The organism is Anaerostipes caccae L1-92 (assembly GCF_014467075.1).
Taxonomy (GTDB): Bacteria; Bacillota; Clostridia; order Lachnospirales; family Lachnospiraceae; genus Anaerostipes; species Anaerostipes caccae.
Genome location: NZ_AP023027.1, coordinates 262810 through 281557 on the forward strand (window position 1 = coordinate 262810; position 18748 = coordinate 281557).

The 18748-nt window shown below is 45.2% G+C and carries 18 protein-coding genes; all 18 read left to right on the forward strand.

Annotated features, from left to right (window positions below; genetic code table 11):
- Positions 1–108: 108 nt before the first annotated feature.
- The 18 genes from ANCC_RS01420 to ANCC_RS01495 all read left to right on the forward strand — a co-directional run bounded on the left by ANCC_RS01420 (position 109) and on the right by ANCC_RS01495 (position 18670).
- A complete protein-coding gene (locus tag ANCC_RS01420) occupies positions 109–666 on the forward strand; it encodes a DpnD/PcfM family protein (protein WP_233458273.1) in 558 nt (185 codons plus the stop codon).
- Positions 663–1196, forward strand: a complete 534-nt coding sequence (locus tag ANCC_RS01425) for a hypothetical protein (protein WP_006567777.1) — start codon at positions 663–665, stop codon at positions 1194–1196. Before ANCC_RS01420 ends, ANCC_RS01425 begins: the two co-directional genes overlap by 4 nt.
- Before the next feature lie 278 nt (positions 1197–1474).
- Entirely contained in the window at positions 1475–1606 is a 132-nt protein-coding gene (locus ANCC_RS18045) for a hypothetical protein (protein WP_270560904.1), read from the forward strand.
- A 381-nt stretch (positions 1607–1987) separates the two neighbouring features.
- Positions 1988–2311 (forward strand): TnpV protein, encoded by a 324-nt coding sequence (locus tag ANCC_RS18050; protein ID WP_353626790.1) that lies wholly within the window; start codon positions 1988–1990, stop codon positions 2309–2311.
- A gap of 1763 nt (positions 2312–4074) precedes the next feature.
- Positions 4075–7632, forward strand: coding sequence for a DEAD/DEAH box helicase family protein (locus ANCC_RS18055; RefSeq protein WP_412107877.1), 3558 nt, complete (start codon positions 4075–4077; stop codon positions 7630–7632).
- On the forward strand, positions 7613–7987 hold the full coding sequence (locus ANCC_RS01435; protein WP_001129922.1) for a TnpV protein: 375 nt from the start codon (positions 7613–7615) through the stop codon (positions 7985–7987). The genes ANCC_RS18055 and ANCC_RS01435 overlap by 20 nt, the downstream gene beginning before the upstream one ends.
- Positions 7988–8353: 366 nt before the next feature.
- Positions 8354–10273: a tetracycline resistance ribosomal protection protein Tet(O) gene (gene tet(O) / locus ANCC_RS01440; RefSeq protein ID WP_002596250.1), complete on the forward strand. Its 1920-nt coding sequence runs from the start codon at positions 8354–8356 to the stop codon at positions 10271–10273.
- Between the two features lie 54 nt (positions 10274–10327).
- On the forward strand, positions 10328–10498 hold the full coding sequence (locus tag ANCC_RS01445; RefSeq protein ID WP_224783670.1) for a cysteine-rich KTR domain-containing protein: 171 nt from the start codon (positions 10328–10330) through the stop codon (positions 10496–10498).
- A 490-nt stretch (positions 10499–10988) separates the two neighbouring features.
- Entirely contained in the window at positions 10989–11498 is a 510-nt protein-coding gene (locus tag ANCC_RS01450) for a sigma-70 family RNA polymerase sigma factor (protein ID WP_002596252.1), read from the forward strand.
- 95 nt (positions 11499–11593) lie between these two features.
- Positions 11594–12025: an RNA polymerase sigma factor gene (locus tag ANCC_RS01455; protein WP_002596253.1), complete on the forward strand. Its 432-nt coding sequence runs from the start codon at positions 11594–11596 to the stop codon at positions 12023–12025.
- A gap of 76 nt (positions 12026–12101) precedes the next feature.
- Complete coding sequence (locus tag ANCC_RS01460) at positions 12102–12575, forward strand: RNA polymerase sigma factor (RefSeq protein WP_002596254.1); 474 nt, start codon at positions 12102–12104, stop codon at positions 12573–12575.
- Positions 12576–12730: 155 nt separating this feature from the next.
- The gene (locus ANCC_RS01465) at positions 12731–13762 is read left to right on the forward strand and encodes an AAA family ATPase (protein WP_002596255.1); all 1032 of its coding nucleotides are present in this window, start codon (positions 12731–12733) and stop codon (positions 13760–13762) included.
- Positions 13763–14092: 330 nt separating this feature from the next.
- Positions 14093–14272, forward strand: coding sequence for a hypothetical protein (locus tag ANCC_RS01470; RefSeq protein WP_004613323.1), 180 nt, complete (start codon positions 14093–14095; stop codon positions 14270–14272).
- A gap of 6 nt (positions 14273–14278) precedes the next feature.
- Positions 14279–15244 (forward strand): MobV family relaxase, encoded by a 966-nt coding sequence (mobV, locus tag ANCC_RS01475; RefSeq protein WP_002596256.1) that lies wholly within the window; start codon positions 14279–14281, stop codon positions 15242–15244.
- Between the two features lie 8 nt (positions 15245–15252).
- Complete coding sequence (locus ANCC_RS01480; protein WP_002596257.1) at positions 15253–16107, forward strand: ParB/RepB/Spo0J family partition protein; 855 nt, start codon at positions 15253–15255, stop codon at positions 16105–16107.
- Between the two features lie 45 nt (positions 16108–16152).
- Complete coding sequence (locus ANCC_RS01485) at positions 16153–16383, forward strand: YdbC family protein (RefSeq protein WP_002596258.1); 231 nt, start codon at positions 16153–16155, stop codon at positions 16381–16383.
- A 70-nt stretch (positions 16384–16453) separates the two neighbouring features.
- A complete protein-coding gene (locus ANCC_RS01490; RefSeq protein ID WP_002596259.1) occupies positions 16454–16645 on the forward strand; it encodes a hypothetical protein in 192 nt (63 codons plus the stop codon).
- Between the two features lie 54 nt (positions 16646–16699).
- Positions 16700–18670 (forward strand): recombinase family protein, encoded by a 1971-nt coding sequence (locus ANCC_RS01495; RefSeq protein ID WP_006567773.1) that lies wholly within the window; start codon positions 16700–16702, stop codon positions 18668–18670.
- Positions 18671–18748 lie beyond the last annotated feature (78 nt).

The following is an 18748-nucleotide window of genomic DNA, read 5'->3' on the forward strand; positions in this document are numbered from 1 at the left end:
AAACTGAGGAGGGATAAACATGCTGTAAATGAAAAGAAGAAATCAATAAGAAATGAAGAAAAAATTGAGGGCAGTCGGCAAGACTGCCTTTTTGAAAGGAGAATGCCAATGTCTGACTATATGGAGGACAATTTTTATTATCTTGAAAAGGTCAGGATGAAAGGGGAATACCATGTAATACTGTATAAAGCCTGGATGGGGCTGTGGGAGGCACGGGAGGCGTTTCTGGACGGTCTGCAGGAAGGTATGATAAACAGGCAGCTAGTCTTGGGAGTAGAAAAGGATGGAGAGAAAATCCCATTTTTCCAGTGTGATGATGGTAAATTCTATATACCAGAAATAAAATCCAGAGATATGCTAGGGAAGCCTGCAGATACATTACTGGAAGAATTGAGTGGGCGTTTTGGGATAGAAGAATGTGGGGAGAAGCAAGTTGTTTATATAAGCGATACCAAAGAACAGGATTATGATATCCGCATAACCGAAACATTAAGTAAAATAGTGACGGTCAGGGCACAGAGCATGGAATCATCCTTATCAGAGGCACATGACAATTATTCGGACGCAAAAAGTGGTTATGTATTGGATTACAGCGACCTGCGGGGTGTAACCTTGTCAATGGTGGGTATCCATCGGGAAAAGCCGCGGAATATGGGTGGGAGATGAGTAGGGAAACATTAAAAGAAAGACTGGAAGACTCTTTTTGCCGCTGGGACAAGGAACTATTAAGTGGAGGCAGTGATCCTTATTATACTGACGGGCAAAATATGAACCTGTTAAGAAACCATATCATTAGCGCGAAGTATGATATGAAGGAGGCAGGGGAATTTCCAGAAATTTACCACCGAAAGACACCGGAGAAGCTGCCGGAACATTTTATGGTACAGGCGGAAAAGATTTATTGGGCAGCCGTTGGTATCTTCCGTCAATGTAGGGACGATGTGGACTATCAGTATTTATGCGGACTGGAACTAAGTCCTAAAATGGATAATGGGCTTGAAATCAGAAATGCATTAAGAAATGTAAGGGAATTGGAGGATGCAATCAGGAACCAGGATTTTGTCATTATGAGAAGGCACCGTGAGATACCTGATTTTAAAAAATACAGACAGATTATTGAAAGCAGCCCAGAGAAAATAGAACCCAAAATGGAACAGATGAGTTTATTTACTATGGCAGACCGGGAAAGAAGGTGAACCTATGGATCAGCACACCATGAAGGTATCAGATTTGTATGATATTGCAATTTTTGATATCTCGCGTGACGGTGAACAGTGGAGAAAATATCTGGAGTTTTCTGCCAGGGGGAATTTATATCGTTTTGACTTTTTGAATACATGTATCATTTACGAACAATACCCGGAGGCAGAAATCCTCCTGGGATTTTCAGACTGGAAGAAAGCAAAGCGTTATGTCAGGGGCGGTGAGATTGGAATCGCAACATTTCCCATTGAGATGCTGGGAGGTGCGCAGTATGTCTATGATATCAAAAGCACCGGCGGAAGGGTTATGCCTTGGATATGGGAAATCAATGAAGAAAATGCTCCTGCTTTTGCAAAGAGGCTATTTCCAGAACAATATCAGGAAGAAAATAATTTCAGGATAGCAATAAAAAACTTTACGAGAACATATGTACGTGCTATAATGGAAGAGGAAAACGACAGGATTCATGAAATAGCAGTTCTTACCAGCAAGGATGAATTGGACGATAAACAAATGTCACCAGTTGAAGAATTCATCCTGCAGAGCACCGCATACTTGGTATTAAGGCGATGCGGGATTGATACTTTTGATACAGGACTGTCTGCAATAACAAACTACCAGGAAGAGGTGATACTATCCAAAATAGGTATCCTCATATCGGATATTGCAGAGAGGACGTTGCGGAGATTTGCAGAGATTGCGAAAGAGATCCGGGAAGATGAAAGGAGAAATCAAGATGGTAGAACTGAATTACAGGAAAGAAAAGGACGGGCTGCTGTACCCGATGCTGGAGACAGGGAGCCAACAGGCGGAAGGGCTGGAGACGCTGGGCAGATACGCGAAGCTGGCACAGGAATACCTGCTGGAGAAGGAGGAAAGCCGGTACAGCCTGTTGCTGCGGACGGGCAAACTGCCGGAGCTGCTGAAACAGATAGAGGCGGAAGCGTGGGAGCTGCACGACCAGATCGTGGAGGACTACGTGAGGATAAAAGCGGTGGAGAGGAACATCAATCCGGCGGATACGATGGAGATGACCAGACTTCGAAACGAAGCAGCGATGATAGCTCAGGAAACCGTGATGCAGGAAGTAATCTGCAAGCCGAGGTAATAGATACTGATATAGAGGAAGGAACTGCTGTTGCGGTTCCTTCTTTTTCTGTTGAACCAGTGCCTGTAGAAGTGACAGATGAATTATGCAGAGAAGTGGTATTAGCAGGCGCACTGGAACCTATCCTAAAGAAAAAGATCTATGATTTCTTTGAGTTAAATGAAGGGATAGAGGAGCGTGTTGAATTTCTTTATCAGATTTACGAAGGTGGAGACACCATTATTACTGGTGAGGGACTTGAATTTGAATATGAGACAGATAATACGGGAATCCAGTTATACTGGCATGAGCAGAGGCAGTATCTAAGTGGGTATCTTCCATTTAAGATAGTGGCAGAAGAAATCCTATTATTAATCGAAAGCGGGGAATACTATCAGCCAATAAAAAAGGACGTGGAAATACCGGAATCATTGGCCGAAACAGTAGAAAATTTCCTGGAAACGGCAGATGGCAGGATAGTATTTGACATGATTTATGATGTAATGACCATAAACTTACTGCCCCAGCAGGAAACCGAATTTATACGGCAGAGTTTCCTTTCCCTGCTTGGTTCAGATGTGGATTGGATATTTACCTCAACACTGACCTTCCATGCTGGAGAGATTTCTTGTTCTTTTGACGGTAATAAGGTGCAGACCTATCCGTGGCGTGTGATCCGGGACATTCTGGCCCGGATAATCGAATTAGATCAATATCCTGAATCCAGCCAGGATTTCTCTGTAGAGGAAATTAAAAGAATTCCCTGGTTTCAAAATCTGGCGTCCCAATACCAGGGGTTATTAGAACAGGCCGGCGAGACACCGGCAGTAACAATACCATATTTAAGTGCGGATACCGTAATTGAGAAAGATGACAAAAGAACAGAGGATACAGGAGAAGAAATACAGGAGACCCAGGCTGATGGAAGAAGTGAACGGTTAAAGGCAGTATTTGAAGAGGCTGCAAATGCATATGCCCTTCATTCCATGGCATTGATTCCCTCCAAACCATTGATTCAAAGGTTCTTTGAACAGGCAGGGGAAAAGGAAAAACAGGAATTTCTTTCAAAAATTTTGAAAGTTCAGTCTAAGCAGGACTATGGAAAGTCTGCGCTAAATACAAGCTGGGGATTGATCCATTACACGTATGGTGAAAGTGGAGTCGTTGAATTCCGCCTTGTGAATGGAGAAAATGAAGGACATGGGGCTTTTACCATGCAGGAAGTATCGCGTGCAATCCAGGCAGCCATTGATGTGGGAGAGTACCTGCCACCGGGGGAATATGAAGCGGCACGCAAAGAAGAATTTGCCCTATGTCCGGAAGAAACCTTCCTATTATATAAGGAAATGAGTAACCGAAACCAAAACGTCATTCAGGTTTCGGATTTTTTTTACCCTGATGGATGGGAATTCCCTTCCGGTGACAAGACAAAGTATAAGAGTAATGTCGCAGCAATCCGTCTGTTAAAGGAACTGGAACAGTCCTCCCGCCCGGCTACACCAGAGGAACAGGATATCCTCGCCAAATACATAGGATGGGGAGGTCTTGCTAATGTATTCAATCCTAAGAGTCCAAACTGGACAAACGAGTATCAGGAACTGCAGACGCTGTTGACAGAGGAAGAATATGAGCAGGCCAGGGGAAGTATTAATTCCGCATTTTACACGCCGCCCGTTGTCGCTAAGTCAATCTATAAAGCATTGGAGCAGTTTGGGTTCACAAATGGTTCCATCTTGGAACCCAGTATGGGCGTCGGGAACTTTTATAGTGTCCTGCCGGAAGATATGCGGGATTCCCGTCTTTATGGAGTGGAATTGGACAGTATCAGTGGAAGGATTGCAAAACAGCTTCACCCTCATGCCGCAATTGAAGTCAAAGGATTTGAAAAGACAAAGTTTGAAAAGGACAGCTTTGATGTCATCGTGGGAAATGTTCCTTTCGGCGCGTACAAAATTTTTGATCCTGAATATAAAAAGTATGGTTTCCGTATTCACGATTATTTTTTGGCAAAATCCATGGACCTGCTTCGCCCTGGAGGAATCATTGCGGTTGTCACAACAAAATTCACCATGGATAAAGCCAATTCCACGATACGAAAATACTTGGCGGAGCGTGCAGACTTTATCGGCGCGGTACGTCTGCCAGGGATTGCCTTCAAAAAGGACGCGGGAGCAGAAGTGACATCTGACATTATCTTCCTTCAAAAGAAGGGAAGTGTACTGTCCACAAATAAATCAGAGGAATGGATGAACATCACCTATACCGATGATGGGGTGCCGGTCAATGAGTATTATATGAACCATCCGGAAATGATGCTGGGAAAGATGGCTTTTGACAGGCATACCTATGGTCAAAACTCTAATTATACAGAACTGATCGTAGAAGATGAGGAAAATTTTAATCTTGAAGAAGATTTGAATCATGCTATTTCTTTTCTATCAGCCGATTATTGTCCGGTAGAGGAAAAAACGCTGCTCCCTGATGTAAACAGCAAGGAAGAACTTCCCAATACCATGCCGGCCCTCTTAGATGTGGCAAATAACACATATACAGTCATAGAGGGAGAAATCTATTACCGGGATAATGATATCATGGTGAGATGGTCGGGAAACGAGACGCAACGGAATCGTATCCTTGGAATGCATGCTATCCGGCAGTCGGTCAGATACCTGATTGATATTCAGACACATGGGTGCAGTACAGATCAACTTGTTGAGGCACAGGAAAAGCTAAATAAGATTTATGATCCTTATGTAAAGAAGTATGGATATCTGTCCAGCCGTGCCAACAAGTTAGCATTCCGGGAGGACAATGACTACTATCTGTTATGCAGCCTGGAAACGGAAGATGAAAACAAGAATATAAAGAAGGCGGATATCTTTTATAAACAGACTATTGCGCCAGTTTCCATAGTTAAGAAGGTGGATACAGCCATGGACGCGTTGAAAGTCAGCCTGGCGGAATATGGGAAGGTACATATCCCCTATATGCTGAGTGTCTATCCGGTAGAACGGGAACGGCTCCTGCAGGAATTAAAAGGGCAGGTATTCTTAAACCCAGTCAAAGCGGCTGATGGGAATCCTAATCAGGGATGGGAAACGGCAAGTGAGTATTTGAGCGGTCCGGTTCGGAATAAACTAAAGGCTGCAGAAGTGTATGCAAAAGATAATCCCGTCTATTTGGCAAATGTAGAAGCCCTGAAAGCGGTGCAGCCGGAAGATTTGACGGCAACGGAAATCGGCGTAAAGTTGGGAACCTCTTGGATTGATCAGGAAGATTATGAGGCATTTATCTATGAGACGCTGAATACGCCGGATCAGTACAGAGACGGGACTTATGCAATCAAGGTACAGTTAAACCGATATACTATGTCTTACAAGGTTACTAATAAATCCAGCGACTATTCTTCTGTGGCGGCAAGCCAGACATATGGAACAAAAAGGATTGATGCATATTCCATCATAGAGGCGTTACTGAACCAGAATGTAATTACCGTCAAAGATAAGATTGAAGTTGGGGACAGTGAACGGTATGTAGTAAATCAGAAAGAAACAACTCTGGCAAGGGAAAAGGCAACCCTCATAAAAGATGCTTTTAAGGAGTGGATATGGAAAGATCCGCAGCGTAGAAAAAAATATGTGGATTTTTACAATCAGAACTTCAATGATAACCGTCTGCGGGTTTATGACGGTTCTTATTTATCGTTCCCCGGTATGAATCCGGAAATAAATATGCGGGACCATCAACGGAATGTTGTAGACCGGGCACTGCATGGAAGCACTTTGCTGGCCCATGCGGTTGGGGCTGGAAAAACCTATGAAATTGCGGCTATCTGTATGGAGTTGAAACGGCTGAAGCTGATGCATAAAGCAATGATTGTCGTACCGAATCATCTTGTGGGGCAGATGGCGGCAGAATTCCTGCACTTATATCCCAGTGCCAATCTACTTGTGACATCGAAAGAAGATTTTAAAAGTGAAAATAGAAGAAAGCTGACATGTAGGATTGCTGCAAATAATTATGATGCCGTGATTTTGGGACACTCTCAATTTGAGAGGATTCCCCTGTCTGCGGAAAGGCGTGCGAAAATTCTTGAAAATCAGGTGGAACGAATTTCGGGGGCCATTGCGGAGATGAAGGAGGAGCAGGGGGCTAAATGGGGGATAAAAGATATGGAGCGTCAACGGAAAAATCTGGAATCCCAAATTTTAAGTCTGAGAAATGATGCAAAAAAGGATGATGTTCTGGATTTTGAACAGTTAGGGATAGATGCATTGTTTGTAGATGAAGCGCATGTGTTTAAAAACCTGTCTATCTTTTCAAAAATCCGTAATGTGGCAGGTATTTCCACCAATGGTTCCCAGCGGGCTATGGATATGTTCCAAAAGATCCAGTATATCCAGGAACTGACCGGAGGAAGAAATGTTATCCTTGCAACCGGGACGCCTATCTCCAATACCATGTGTGAAATGTATGTCATGCAGTTGTATCTGCAGTCACAGAAACTACATGAGAAGGGGATTGACCATTTTGACAGTTGGGCGGCCAATTTTGGCGAAGTTACCACTTCGCTTGAAATGTCACCAGAGGGCGGATACCGAATGCGGAGCCGGTTCAATAAATTCTGTAATCTGCCGGAGCTTATGAATATGTTCCGGGAGGTGGCTGATATCCAATTGCCTTCAATGCTGAACCTGAATGTACCTAAGTTAAAAGGTGGGAAATACAAAATTGTGGAGAGCGTGGCGTCTGAGAGTGTTGAGTACATGATGCAGGAACTGGCTAAACGCGCGGAAGCAATACGAGCAGGGAATGTAGATCCAACGGTCGATAACATGCTCAAGATCACCAACGAAGCAAGGTTGCTCGGCACCGATCCCCGGCTGATTGACCCAGATGCGGAAGTAGATGGTGACGGCAAACTCTTTCAGGCGGCAGAGAATATTTATCAGGAATACATTGGTTCCCAGGAGTTTAAGGGGACACAAGCTGTCTTTTGCGATATTGGCACGCCCACAGGAAACAAGAAATTTAATGTATATGACTTTCTGAAACAGGAGCTGATCAGGAAAGGAATACCAGAAGATGAAATTGCATTTATTCATGATGCCCATAGTGATAAGCAGAAAGAGGAATTATTTGCAGACATGAGGAGCGGCAGGAAACGAATCCTCCTGGGAAGCACGTCCATGATGGGAACAGGAACCAATATCCAAAAACGCCTTGTCGCGGCTCATCACATTGATTGCCCGTGGAAACCTTCGGATGTAGGACGGATTTTGCGGACATTCAAAATAAAAAAGAATGTGGAGGTAACAGACAATGGCAAAATCATTATTTGAGGAACTGGGCGGCAAATACGAAAGGCAAGGGGATTATTTGATACCGTGCTTAACTGTACCCGCCGAAGAAGAACAGGCAATAGGCATCTGGGGGCAACGGCATTTAGATTATCTAAAACAGTACCGTAAAGTTACATACACCAATCTTCTTACAAGCGGCAGGCTAAACGCCTACCTTGCCGACATCAACAGACAGGCACAGGAACGCTTTGAAAGGCTCATAGAGGGTATGAAACAGGCACAGGGCATAACGGAACAGCTAAAGGCAGAAAACGCCTTAGAATGGACAGGATGCCTCAATAACATAAGGGCTTGTGCGAGGGAGATTGTGGAAAAGGAAATTATTTTTGCATAAACAGATGATTAGTGGCAGGGGGAAATCCTGCCGCTTTTTCTGCTTTAGTTTGTCAGCTTGACAAATAAAGGGTTAAGGAATATAATTAGATTCAGTATTATACAAGGAGTTAATAAATATGCGGCAAGGTATTCTTAAATAAACTGTCAATTTGATAGTGGGAACAAAAAGTAGCAGTCTCGTTTCACTTTTAATATGGGGCTTAGTTTTTTGTACCCAGTTTAAGAATACTTTTATCATGTAATTTTATATGCCCGAAAACATATAAGTGTTTTGGGGCTATTGGAGTTATTTACCCAGTGATAGGAGTATTTATCACTGGGTATTTTTATGCCCTTTTTTGGGTGTTGATAGGAGGAAAATCACATGAAAATAATTAACTTAGGCATTCTGGCTCACGTTGACGCAGGAAAGACAACATTAACGGAAAGTTTATTGTATACCAGTGGTGCAATTGCAGAACTAGGGAGCGTAGATGAAGGCACAACAAGGACAGATACAATGAATTTGGAGCGTCAAAGGGGAATCACTATCCAGACAGCAGTGACATCTTTTCAGTGGGAGGATGTAAAAGTCAACATTATAGATACGCCAGGCCATATGGATTTTTTGGCGGAAGTATACCGTTCTTTATCCGTATTAGACGGAGCAGTATTATTAGTTTCTGCAAAGGATGGCATACAGGCACAGACCCGTATACTGTTTCATGCACTACAGACAATGAAGATTCCGACAATTTTTTTCATCAATAAAATTGACCAAGAGGGGATTGATTTGCCAATGGTATATCGAGAAATGAAAGCAAAGCTTTCTTCGGAAATTATAGTGAAGCAAAAGGTTGGGCAGCATCCCCATATAAATGTAACGGACAATGACGATATGGAACAGTGGGATGCGGTAATTATGGGAAACGATGAACTATTAGAGAAATATATGTCAGGGAAACCGTTTAAAATGTCAGAACTGGAACAGGAAGAAAACAGGAGATTCCAAAACGGAACGTTATTTCCCGTTTATCACGGAAGCGCTAAAAACAATCTGGGGATTCGGCAGCTTATAGAAGTGATTGCCAGTAAATTTTATTCATCAACGCCTGAAGGTCAATCTGAACTATGCGGGCAGGTTTTTAAGATTGAATATTCAGAGAAAAGGCGGCGTTTTGTTTATGTGCGTATATATAGCGGAACATTGCATTTGAGGGATGTTATTAGAATATCTGAAAAAGAGAAAATAAAAATCACAGAGATGTGTGTTCCGACAAACGGTGAATTATATTCATCCGATACAGCCTGCTCTGGTGATATTGTAATTTTACCAAATGATGTTTTGCAGCTAAACAGTATTTTGGGGAACGGAATACTGTTGCCGCAGAGAAAATTTATTGAAAATCCTCTCCCTATGCTCCAAACAACGATTGCAGTAAAGAAATCTGAACAGCGGGAAATATTGCTTGGGGCACTTACAGAAATTTCAGATGGCGACCCTCTTTTAAAATATTATGTGGATACTACAACGCATGAGATTATACTTTCTTTTTTGGGGAAAGTGCAGATGGAAGTCATTTGTGCCATCCTTGAGGAAAAATATCATGTGGAGGCAGAAATAAAAGAGCCTACTGTTATATATATGGAAAGACCGCTTAGAAAAGCAGAATATACCATCCACATAGAAGTCCCGCCAAATCCTTTCTGGGCTTCTGTCGGGTTGTCCATAGAGCCGCTCCCTATTGGAAGCGGAGTGCAGTATGAAAGCAGAGTTTCACTTGGATATTTAAATCAATCGTTCCAAAATGCGGTTATGGAGGGGGTTCTTTATGGCTGCGAGCAGGGGCTGTATGGATGGAAAGTGACAGACTGTAAAATCTGTTTTGAATATGGATTGTATTATAGTCCTGTAAGTACCCCCGCAGACTTTCGGCTGCTTTCCCCTATCGTATTGGAGCAGGCTTTAAAAAAAGCAGGGACAGAACTATTAGAGCCATATCTCCACTTTGAAATTTATGCACCGCAGGAATATCTCTCACGGGCGTATCATGATGCTCCAAGGTATTGTGCAGATATTGTAAGTACTCAGATAAAGAATGACGAGGTCATTCTGAAAGGAGAAATCCCTGCTAGATGTATTCAAGAATACAGGAACGATTTAACTTATTTCACAAATGGGCAGGGAGTCTGCTTGACAGAGTTAAAAGGATACCAGCCAGCTATTGGTAAATTTATTTGCCAACCCCGCCGCCCGAATAGCCGTATAGATAAGGTTCGGCATATGTTCCACAAGTTAGCTTAACAGCTTGCAAAAGTCATATAAAATGAGATTTGAAAGGATTAGAGACTAATTATGATGAAATGCGAATGGATATTGTGTCCTGTTTGTGGGAACAAAACCCGTAATAAAATTAGGAAGGACACTGTTTTGGAGAATTATCCCCTTTATTGTCCAAAATGCAGACAAGAAAGATTGATTAAAGTTGACAACTTGAAGATAACTGTCATCAAAGAGCCAGACGCTTAAGACGCAGAGCCGATGAAATTGTGGAACAATTCACGAATCATCGGCTCTTTTTGTTTCGTATTTGAAAGAACAAACTCACCAAATAAAAAAAACGATATTCGGGTGGGTTATTTTGTTATACCCTAAATTACCCTCTGAATTTGTTTTTAAATTTGGAGGGATTTTTTTATGTCCTTTTTTCGGGCAGTTATCTATCTGCTCATACGAAGCAAAATTTATCAATACATAGCATATCAGAGAACGGCAGGAAACCAGTTAAAAAAATTTCTGCCTATGCAACGGCACTTCCTGCCTTGAATGTAGAAGTACAATCTCCATACAACAGAATTAATATTTCCCATAACCGTAAAGGTCATAGAGCCTTTGCGGTTTTTCTTTTGTCGATTTTTGTTGGAAAGTGCCATAGGGCTATTAGTGGTGTTAGGTGTCGTTCGCCACCTCTCCATCTGGATTTTGAACATTTCAAAAATTCAGATGGGAGGTACTTACAGTGAAATACGCACCGAGAAAGGTATATATCAAGGAAAGCGGCAGATATGTGGAACTGTCCTATACGGATTTCTGCCGCCGCAGGGAATCCGACCAGACCTATATGGACAAGCTGTTTATCCCCATTCAAGGCTGTCTGCTTGAAGTCGTGAGGGAGCAATACACGGACTTCTACCGAGATAAGGAACGGTGGCGTTATCTGAAAAAATTAGATACGAAGAACAGCCTGCTTTCTCTGGATGGATTTACGGACAGCGAGGGGAAGCCTTTAGACTTTATCGCTGATGAAGCGGCAGACATTGCGGAAACCGTTGTCAATGCGGTTATGGTGGACAGGCTGAAAGCCGCCCTGCCTTTGCTGTCGGATAGTGAACAGGAATTGATACAGGCAATCTTTTTTGACGGACTTTCTGAGCGTGAAGTCGGGGCGAGGTTCGGCATAACCCAGAGCGTTGTGAACAAACGCAAAGCCAGAATCCTAAGAAAACTAAGAAAGATAATAGAAAATTAAAATTTAAGGCGTTCAGCCCCCTTGTTTTTTCCTTTGGGAAAATGAGGGGGTTTTTCTCTGCCCTCTCAATCAATTCTGATTGGAGGAAAAGAAGCATGGCATATAACCACGGACGGGAGGACAGGAAATGGCGTATCTGGAAAGAAGCGGAGGAAAAGCTGCTGCGTGAGTGCGGCGTTGATGAAGCGACCATTGAGCAGATACGCATTGCGGACAGGGCAGACTTCAATTCCAACAGGCGGTTTTACCGATGGACGAATGACATTGCGGAATACCTTGAGGACATGGCAGACAGGGAGCGGCAGACGGAAGTGGGTACGGTTGCGGAGTTACTGGACGAGATTGAGAGCGAAAATCTCTATCAAGTATTAGTCGCGGTGGACGGGCGTACCTTGAAAATCGTCCTGCTGAAAATGCAGGGGTATTCCACAAAGGAGATTGCCCCGCTCGTGCATTTGACGACTGGTGCCATCTATGCGAGGTTAGACCATCTGCGGAAGAAGCTACGAAAATTTTATAGCGTCTAAAACAGCCTGCCGTCCTGCGGGCTACTGGGTGAGGGATGGAAATCCCCTCACTTATTTTTTGCAGGAGGCAAGCGGGATGGCATACAGAGTTAAGGCGTACACGCTTCGGGAGGAATCCACGGAAAGCGGCACAAGGTATTTTATCAGCTTTAAGGACGGGCAGGGCAAATCCCACGAGTTGGAAGTGTCGGAACAGTTCTTTATGGAGTTTCGGCAGATGGAACGCAGGAACAGGAATCTCCTCCAATGGGACGAGCGGCACAGGGAGTTTTCGGAAGTATGGGACGAAACGCTGAACAGGCGGGCGTTGAAGCTGCCTAAGAGCATAGAGGAACAAATGATTGAGGCAGAACGGGCAGAACTGCTCTGTAAGGCGGTTGACGGACTGCCAGAGATACAAAGGCGGCGTTTCCTGCTCTACTACGAGTATGAGTTCAATTTTTACCAAATCGCCGCTATGGAGCATTGCACCGCTTCGGCAATACAGAAATCTGTTGCGATTGCAAAGGAGAAAGTAAAGGCGGAAATGAGGAAGTATCTCCAACCGTGACCGACACCGCCCGAAAAAGAAATCTGTTTTTTATTTGTGTGGGATTGGCGGCATTACATACTCTCACTTTTTCTTCGTGGGAGTAAATCTATTTTTAAGGAGGTCAACGCCTATGTGCAACGAAAACAAAAACACCGCCCGAAAGGAGGAAAGCCATGCAGAAGTTACAGACAGTCAACGCCGAAACGCTCCTTTATGAACCGCTTGAGAAGCCGTCCTTTGTGGTGGACAGCCTTATCCCCACAGGCTTGTCGCTGTTCTGCGGCTCACAGAAGATAGGAAAGAGCTGGCTCATGCTGAAGCTATGTTTATGCGTGTCGCAGGGACTTCCCTTGTGGGATATGCCGACAATGGAGGGCGACGTGCTTTACCTCTGCCTTGAGGACACGTTCTGCCGTATACAGGACAGGCTGTTCCGATTGACGAACGAAGCGAGCAGGCGGCTTCACTTTGCCGTGGCAAGCTGCAAGCTGTCAGACGGTCTTATCGTGCAGCTTGAAGATTATCTGAAAGATTACCCAAACAGCAGGCTTATTGTCATTGACACTTTGCAGAAAGTCCGTACAGCTTCAAAAGACAATGCCTACGCAAGCGACTATGGGGACATCTCACTAATCAAAGACTTTGCCGACAGGCATTCATTGGCGGTCATTGTCGTACACCACATCCGAAAGCAGAATGACAGCGATGTGTTCAACAAGGTGTCTGGGACGACAGGCTTAACGGGGAGTGCGGACGCTACCTTTGTTCTGGAAAAGGAGAAACGGGCATCCGACACCGCCAAGCTGTATGTGACGGGCAGGGACACGCCCTATCAGGAATACACGCTGCGTTTCCGTGATTGCAGTTGGGAACTTGTGGAGAGAAAAACGCAGGAGCAGCTTGCGAAAGAAACGATACCAGACGTCCTTTTTCGGTTGGTGGATTTTATGAGGGATAAGGAAGAATGGGCAGGCACGGCAACGGAGCTGTTAGCCGCTATGAGGGAAACGGAAACCATACCCACGGTGATTACGAAATGGCTCAATGAATACCGCACCACATTTTTAAATGAGAACCATATCGTTTATCAGTACAGCCGCAAAAAACACGGCAGGCAGATTTCGCTTGCAAAGCGGGCGGGTGACAGCGGTGACGGTGGTGACAGCGATATTGGGATACCCCCTGTTACTGTCATTGACGCTTAAAGCCGTGTAAAGCTGGCGACTCTGCCCTGCGGGTGACAGCGGTGACGGCGGTGACAGTGATTTTAGGATACCCTGCCGCTGTCATCCCTGCGGGAGAACACCCCGTAAACGCAAAGTGCAGGCGTAGGATTTACCCGCCCTTTTCGGCGTGTAAAACCACCCCTGCGGTCAGAAAAATCCTTCCGATTTTTCCGACTGCGTTTACAGGGTGTAACACACTACACTTTGCCCTGCAAAGTCGTGTGCCAGACGTTCCCTCTGGACTCCCTTATGGCAGGTCTTACGCCCTGCTTATCCTACGCTCCACGCTTCGGATAAAAGAATGGCAGCATGACGGTGACGGCTCTTGCGAGGGGGTATTCCAAAAACACCGTCATCATCGACATGACCGTCATGCAGGGAATAAGGGTGACAGTTGAGGCAGTCGGTAGGGGGTATCCCAAAACTGCTGTCACCGCCGTCACCGCTGTCACCCAAAGGGCAGTTTACCCGCCGAAGAAAGGAAGATGATGAATTATGCCCTATGCAATCCTGCGTTTCCAGAAACGCAAAGCGGGCGGCGTTGCGGCTTGCGAACGCCACAACGAGCGTAAAAAAGAAGCCTATAAAAGCAATCCAGATATAGATATGGAACGCTCGAAAGATAACTACCATCTTGTGAATCCGCCGAGGTACACCTACAAGAAAGAGATTAACCGCATGGTAGCCGAAGCAGGGTGCAGGACGAGGAAAGATAGCGTGATGATGGTGGAAACGCTTATCACGGCTTCGCCAGAATTTATGAACAGCCTGCCGCCCAAAGAACAGAAAGCGTATTTTACGATGGCTCTGGATTTCATTTCAGAGCGTGTCGGGGAGAAAAATATCCTCTCCGCAGTCGTCCACATGGACGAGAGAACGCCGCATATGCACCTCTGTTTTGTGCCGATTACACCAGACAATAAGCTGTCTGCCAAAACAATTTTAGGCAATCAAAAGAGCCTGTCCGAATGGCAGACCGCCTACCATGAGCGGATGTCCTCACGGTGGAATCAGCTTGAAAGAGGTCAGTCCTCAATGGAAACGAAGCGGAAACATGTCCCCACATGGCTCTATAAGTTGGGCGGCAGGCTTGATAAACAGTATGAGGAAATTGTGTCTGCACTGTCCGACATCAACGCCTTTAATGCAGGGAAGAAGCGTGACAAGGCTCTGGAACTGATTGCGGCATGGCTCCCAGACGTGGAGAAATTCTCAAAGGAAATCAGTAAGCAGAGTGCCTATATCAATAGCCTAAAGGAGCAAATCGGGCAGGAATCAGACTATGCGGGGCGTATGCGTGATGAAAAGTATGAGCAGGAACTAAAGGTGCAGAAAGCGAACCAGAAGATATTTGAGTTGCAGAGAACCAACGAGCAGATGGGGCGGCTGCTCTCAAAGATACCGCCCGAAGTGTTGGAAGAATTGCAGAAAAACCATAAAAGCAGAGCGAAAGAAAGGTAGATATGTGAATGAAGAAACAGGATTTTAAGGTGTTAAAGACCAAAGACTTGTACCCGTTTCCCGACAATCCGTTTCATGTGGCAGAGGATGAAACGCTGTCAGAATTAGCGGAAAGCATCAAGGAATTTGGCATTGTCACGCCGATAATCACACGCCCGAAAGAGGACGGGAACGGCTATGAAGTGATTGCAGGGCAGCGGCGTGTCCGTGCGTCTGAACTTGCAGGGATAAATACCGTGCCTGCGTTTGTCCTGCCCTTAGACCGTGACCGAGCCATCATCACCCTTGTAGACAGTAATTTACAGCGTGAGAATATCCTGCCATCAGAGCGGGCGTTTGCCTACAAGATGAAATCCGAAGCCATGAAGCGGCAGGGTTTCCGCACAGACTTAACCTCGTCACAAGTTGTGACGAAGTTGCGGACGGACGACAAGGTGGCACAGGGCTTCGGCGTAGGCAGGATGACCGTACAAAGATTTATCCGTTTGACGGAACTGATACCGCCGATTTTGCGGATGGTGGACGAGGGGAAAATCGCCCTCACGCCTGCGGTGGAACTGTCCTTTTTGAAGAAAGACGAGCAGGAAAACCTCTTTGCCACGATGGAGAGCGAAGAAGCAACGCCCTCACTCTCACAGGCACAGCGGATGAAAAGCCTAAGCCAGAGCGGGCGGCTTGACATGGATACGATATTTGCAATTATGACGGAGGAAAAGGGAAACCAGAAAGAAACCTTGAAAATCAACACAAGCAAGCTGAAAAAGTATTTTCCGAAGAACACAACGCCGAAGCAGATGGAGGAAACCATCATTAAACTTTTGGAGCGTGAATTGCAGAGGAAACGGGGCAGGGACAGCCGCTAATCTTCTCTTTTCGGGAGGTAAATGCAGAAAATTGAGGTATGAAGAATGAAAGAAATCCAGTATGAGATTGTAAAGGAAATCGCCGTATTGTCTAAGGGCGACAGCGGCTACACAAAAGAAATCAATCTTATCTCATGGAACGGAAGAGAGCCGAAATATGACATCCGCAGCTTTTCCCCGAACCGTGAGAAGTGCGGAAAGGGTATCACGTTGAACGCTGATGAAGCAGCAGCACTCCTTGAAGCATTACAGAAAGAAGTAAACAGCGGGGATTGATGGTATCTGATTGACAGGGCGGGGCGTTTCCAGACGTTCTCCTGCCCTGTCTGGAAAGGAAGATTTAAGTATGGGCGAGGATAAGAAAGCAGATAAAAAGAGAAAGCGTATCGTGCCGAAAGCACCAGTTCAGATGATAATCAGCCGTGAATATGTCGGCACGCAGACAGTCACAGAAGCGTTTATCCCGATTATTTCCGAGGATATTCGGAAGAAGATTGCCGAGGGCGACACCTTCGACAATGAGGGGCTGTCCGCTTAGAATGTACGCAATGGAACATGAAAACAGATAGGACAGATATGGAGGTTTTACAGTATGGCAGGAATAAGAATGGAGAACAAGATTTATGAAGTCGGCATGTACTGCCGCTTGTCAAAAGACGATGGCACGGATAACGAGAGTGCGAGCATTGCGACACAGAAATCCATCCTCACGGATTATGTGAAAAAGCAGGGATGGCACTTAGCAAAAACGTATGTGGACGACGGTTACTCTGGTACAAATTTCCAAAGACCAAGTTTCCAGAACATGATTAAGGACATTGAAAGCGGTCTGATAAACTGCGTTATCACGAAAGATTTATCTCGTCTGGGGAGGAACTATCTTGATTGCGGACTGTATCTGGAAGTGTTTTTCCCAGAGCATAATGTGAGGTATATAGCGGTCAATGACGGCGTGGACACGCTCAATAAATCCGCTATGGACATCACGCCTTTCCGCAACATCCTAAACGAAATGTATTCCGCCGATGTGTCGGTCAAGATAAAATCGGCGTACCGAGCGAGGTTTCAGCAGGGGAAATTCATGGGGACGACAGCACCATACGGTTACGTCAAAGACCCCGCCGACCACAACCATCTGCTGATAGATGACAAAGTTGCCCATGTGGTAAGGGAAATATTTGACCTTGCGTTAGCGGGCAACGGAATCGCCAAAATCCGCAAGCACATCAACAAACAGCATATCTTACGCCCCGCCGCTTATGCGGCGGAGCAGGGGGCAACAGGCTATGAGAGGTATTTTGAGGAGAATGAGGAGAACCGTTATATTTGGAGCGAGAACAGCGTAAGGGGCATTTTAAGAAGCCCGATATATGCGGGAAACCTTGCAGGCTACAAGCGGATTGCCGCCAACATGAAAAGCAAGAAACGCCCCTCTAAGCTGCCCGAAGAATGGGAAGTGATACCAGACACCCATGAGGGGATAGTCACGCAGGAGGAATTTGATACCGTACAGCAGCTTATTACAAGCCGCAGATTACCAGAAAACAAGGGCGGCTTTGAGAACATCTTTGCAGGCGTTATTAAGTGTGCGGACTGCGGCTATGCGATGCGGGCTATGAGTGCCAACAGGAGGAAACGCCCCGACATCATCGACTGCGTACAATATTCCTGCAATAATTATGGCAGATACGGTAATATCATGTGTACCGCACACAGCATTGAAGCGAGGGACTTGTTCAACGCTGTCCTCACCGACATCAACCGATTTGCGGATATGGCAGTCAATGATGAAAAGGCAGTGAGGGCGATTGAAAAGCGGCTCACGGAAACAGACCAGAGCAAGGCAAAGGCACTGGAAAAGGAGCAAAGAAAACTGAACAAACGCCTTGCAGAACTGGACAGGCTGTTTTCCTCACTCTATGAAGATAAGGTGATGGAGCGTATTACCGAGCGGAATTTTGAGATGATGTCGGGAAAATACCAGAAAGAACAGCTTGAAATTGAAGCAAGGCTGAAAGAGGTAACGGAAACGCTCAGCGACAGCTATGAGAAGACGCAGGGTGTCCGTGATTTCCTCTCCCTAATCCGCAACTATCAAGGCATTAAGGAACTGGACGCAACCATCATAAACGCACTTATAGACAAGATACTTGTTTCGGAACGTGAGAAACTTACAGACGGAATGGTGCGGCAGGAAATCAAGATTTATTATAAATTCATCGGCTTTGTCGGTGAATTACATATCACACCGACAAAGCGGTGGACTGCGTTAAAGCCTAAGAATTGTACGGTGTGCGGTGTTGAATATGTTCCCCGCTCTGGCATATCGAAGTATTGTCCTGCTTGTGCCAAGAAGATACAGAGGGAGAAATCAAACGAGAGCAAACGCAGGAGCAGGGAGCGAAACAGACAGGCATGTATTGAACTGTCCGCAAAAAATGACCGACTGATATTGAGCAGAGGGAAGGGCGTATCATACGCCAGGGAAATGATAATGAAGAAGTCAATATATACCGCTATATCACGAAAAAGACATTTGACAGTTACCTCTGGGGGATTGTAGAAAATAAGCAGAGGTTTATCAGCCAGATAATGACAGACAAAACGGTTGAAAGGGAATGTCAGGACGTAGACGAAACCA

What these genes read in the sequence shown, in the direction of transcription:
- ANCC_RS01485 (WP_002596258.1), top strand. Translation starts at nt 16,153, where the DNA reads ATGAAAGAAATCCAGTATGAGATTGTAAAGGAAATCGCCGTATTGTCT.
- ANCC_RS01495 (WP_006567773.1), top strand. Translation starts at nt 16,700, where the DNA reads ATGGCAGGAATAAGAATGGAGAACAAGATTTATGAAGTCGGCATGTAC.
- ANCC_RS18050 (WP_353626790.1), top strand. Translation starts at nt 1,988, where the DNA reads ATGCTGGAGACAGGGAGCCAACAGGCGGAAGGGCTGGAGACGCTGGGC.
- ANCC_RS01435 (WP_001129922.1), top strand. Translation starts at nt 7,613, where the DNA reads ATGGCAAAATCATTATTTGAGGAACTGGGCGGCAAATACGAAAGGCAA.
- ANCC_RS01420 (WP_233458273.1), top strand. Translation starts at nt 109, where the DNA reads ATGTCTGACTATATGGAGGACAATTTTTATTATCTTGAAAAGGTCAGG.
- mobV (WP_002596256.1), top strand. Translation starts at nt 14,279, where the DNA reads ATGCCCTATGCAATCCTGCGTTTCCAGAAACGCAAAGCGGGCGGCGTT.
- ANCC_RS01465 (WP_002596255.1), top strand. Translation starts at nt 12,731, where the DNA reads ATGCAGAAGTTACAGACAGTCAACGCCGAAACGCTCCTTTATGAACCG.
- ANCC_RS01445 (WP_224783670.1), top strand. Translation starts at nt 10,328, where the DNA reads ATGAAATGCGAATGGATATTGTGTCCTGTTTGTGGGAACAAAACCCGT.
- ANCC_RS01490 (WP_002596259.1), top strand. Translation starts at nt 16,454, where the DNA reads ATGGGCGAGGATAAGAAAGCAGATAAAAAGAGAAAGCGTATCGTGCCG.
- ANCC_RS01460 (WP_002596254.1), top strand. Translation starts at nt 12,102, where the DNA reads ATGGCATACAGAGTTAAGGCGTACACGCTTCGGGAGGAATCCACGGAA.
- ANCC_RS01455 (WP_002596253.1), top strand. Translation starts at nt 11,594, where the DNA reads ATGGCATATAACCACGGACGGGAGGACAGGAAATGGCGTATCTGGAAA.
- ANCC_RS18045 (WP_270560904.1), top strand. Translation starts at nt 1,475, where the DNA reads ATGTCTATGATATCAAAAGCACCGGCGGAAGGGTTATGCCTTGGATAT.
- ANCC_RS18055 (WP_412107877.1), top strand. Translation starts at nt 4,075, where the DNA reads ATGCGGGATTCCCGTCTTTATGGAGTGGAATTGGACAGTATCAGTGGA.
- ANCC_RS01470 (WP_004613323.1), top strand. Translation starts at nt 14,093, where the DNA reads ATGACGGTGACGGCTCTTGCGAGGGGGTATTCCAAAAACACCGTCATC.
- ANCC_RS01480 (WP_002596257.1), top strand. Translation starts at nt 15,253, where the DNA reads ATGAAGAAACAGGATTTTAAGGTGTTAAAGACCAAAGACTTGTACCCG.
- ANCC_RS01425 (WP_006567777.1), top strand. Translation starts at nt 663, where the DNA reads ATGAGTAGGGAAACATTAAAAGAAAGACTGGAAGACTCTTTTTGCCGC.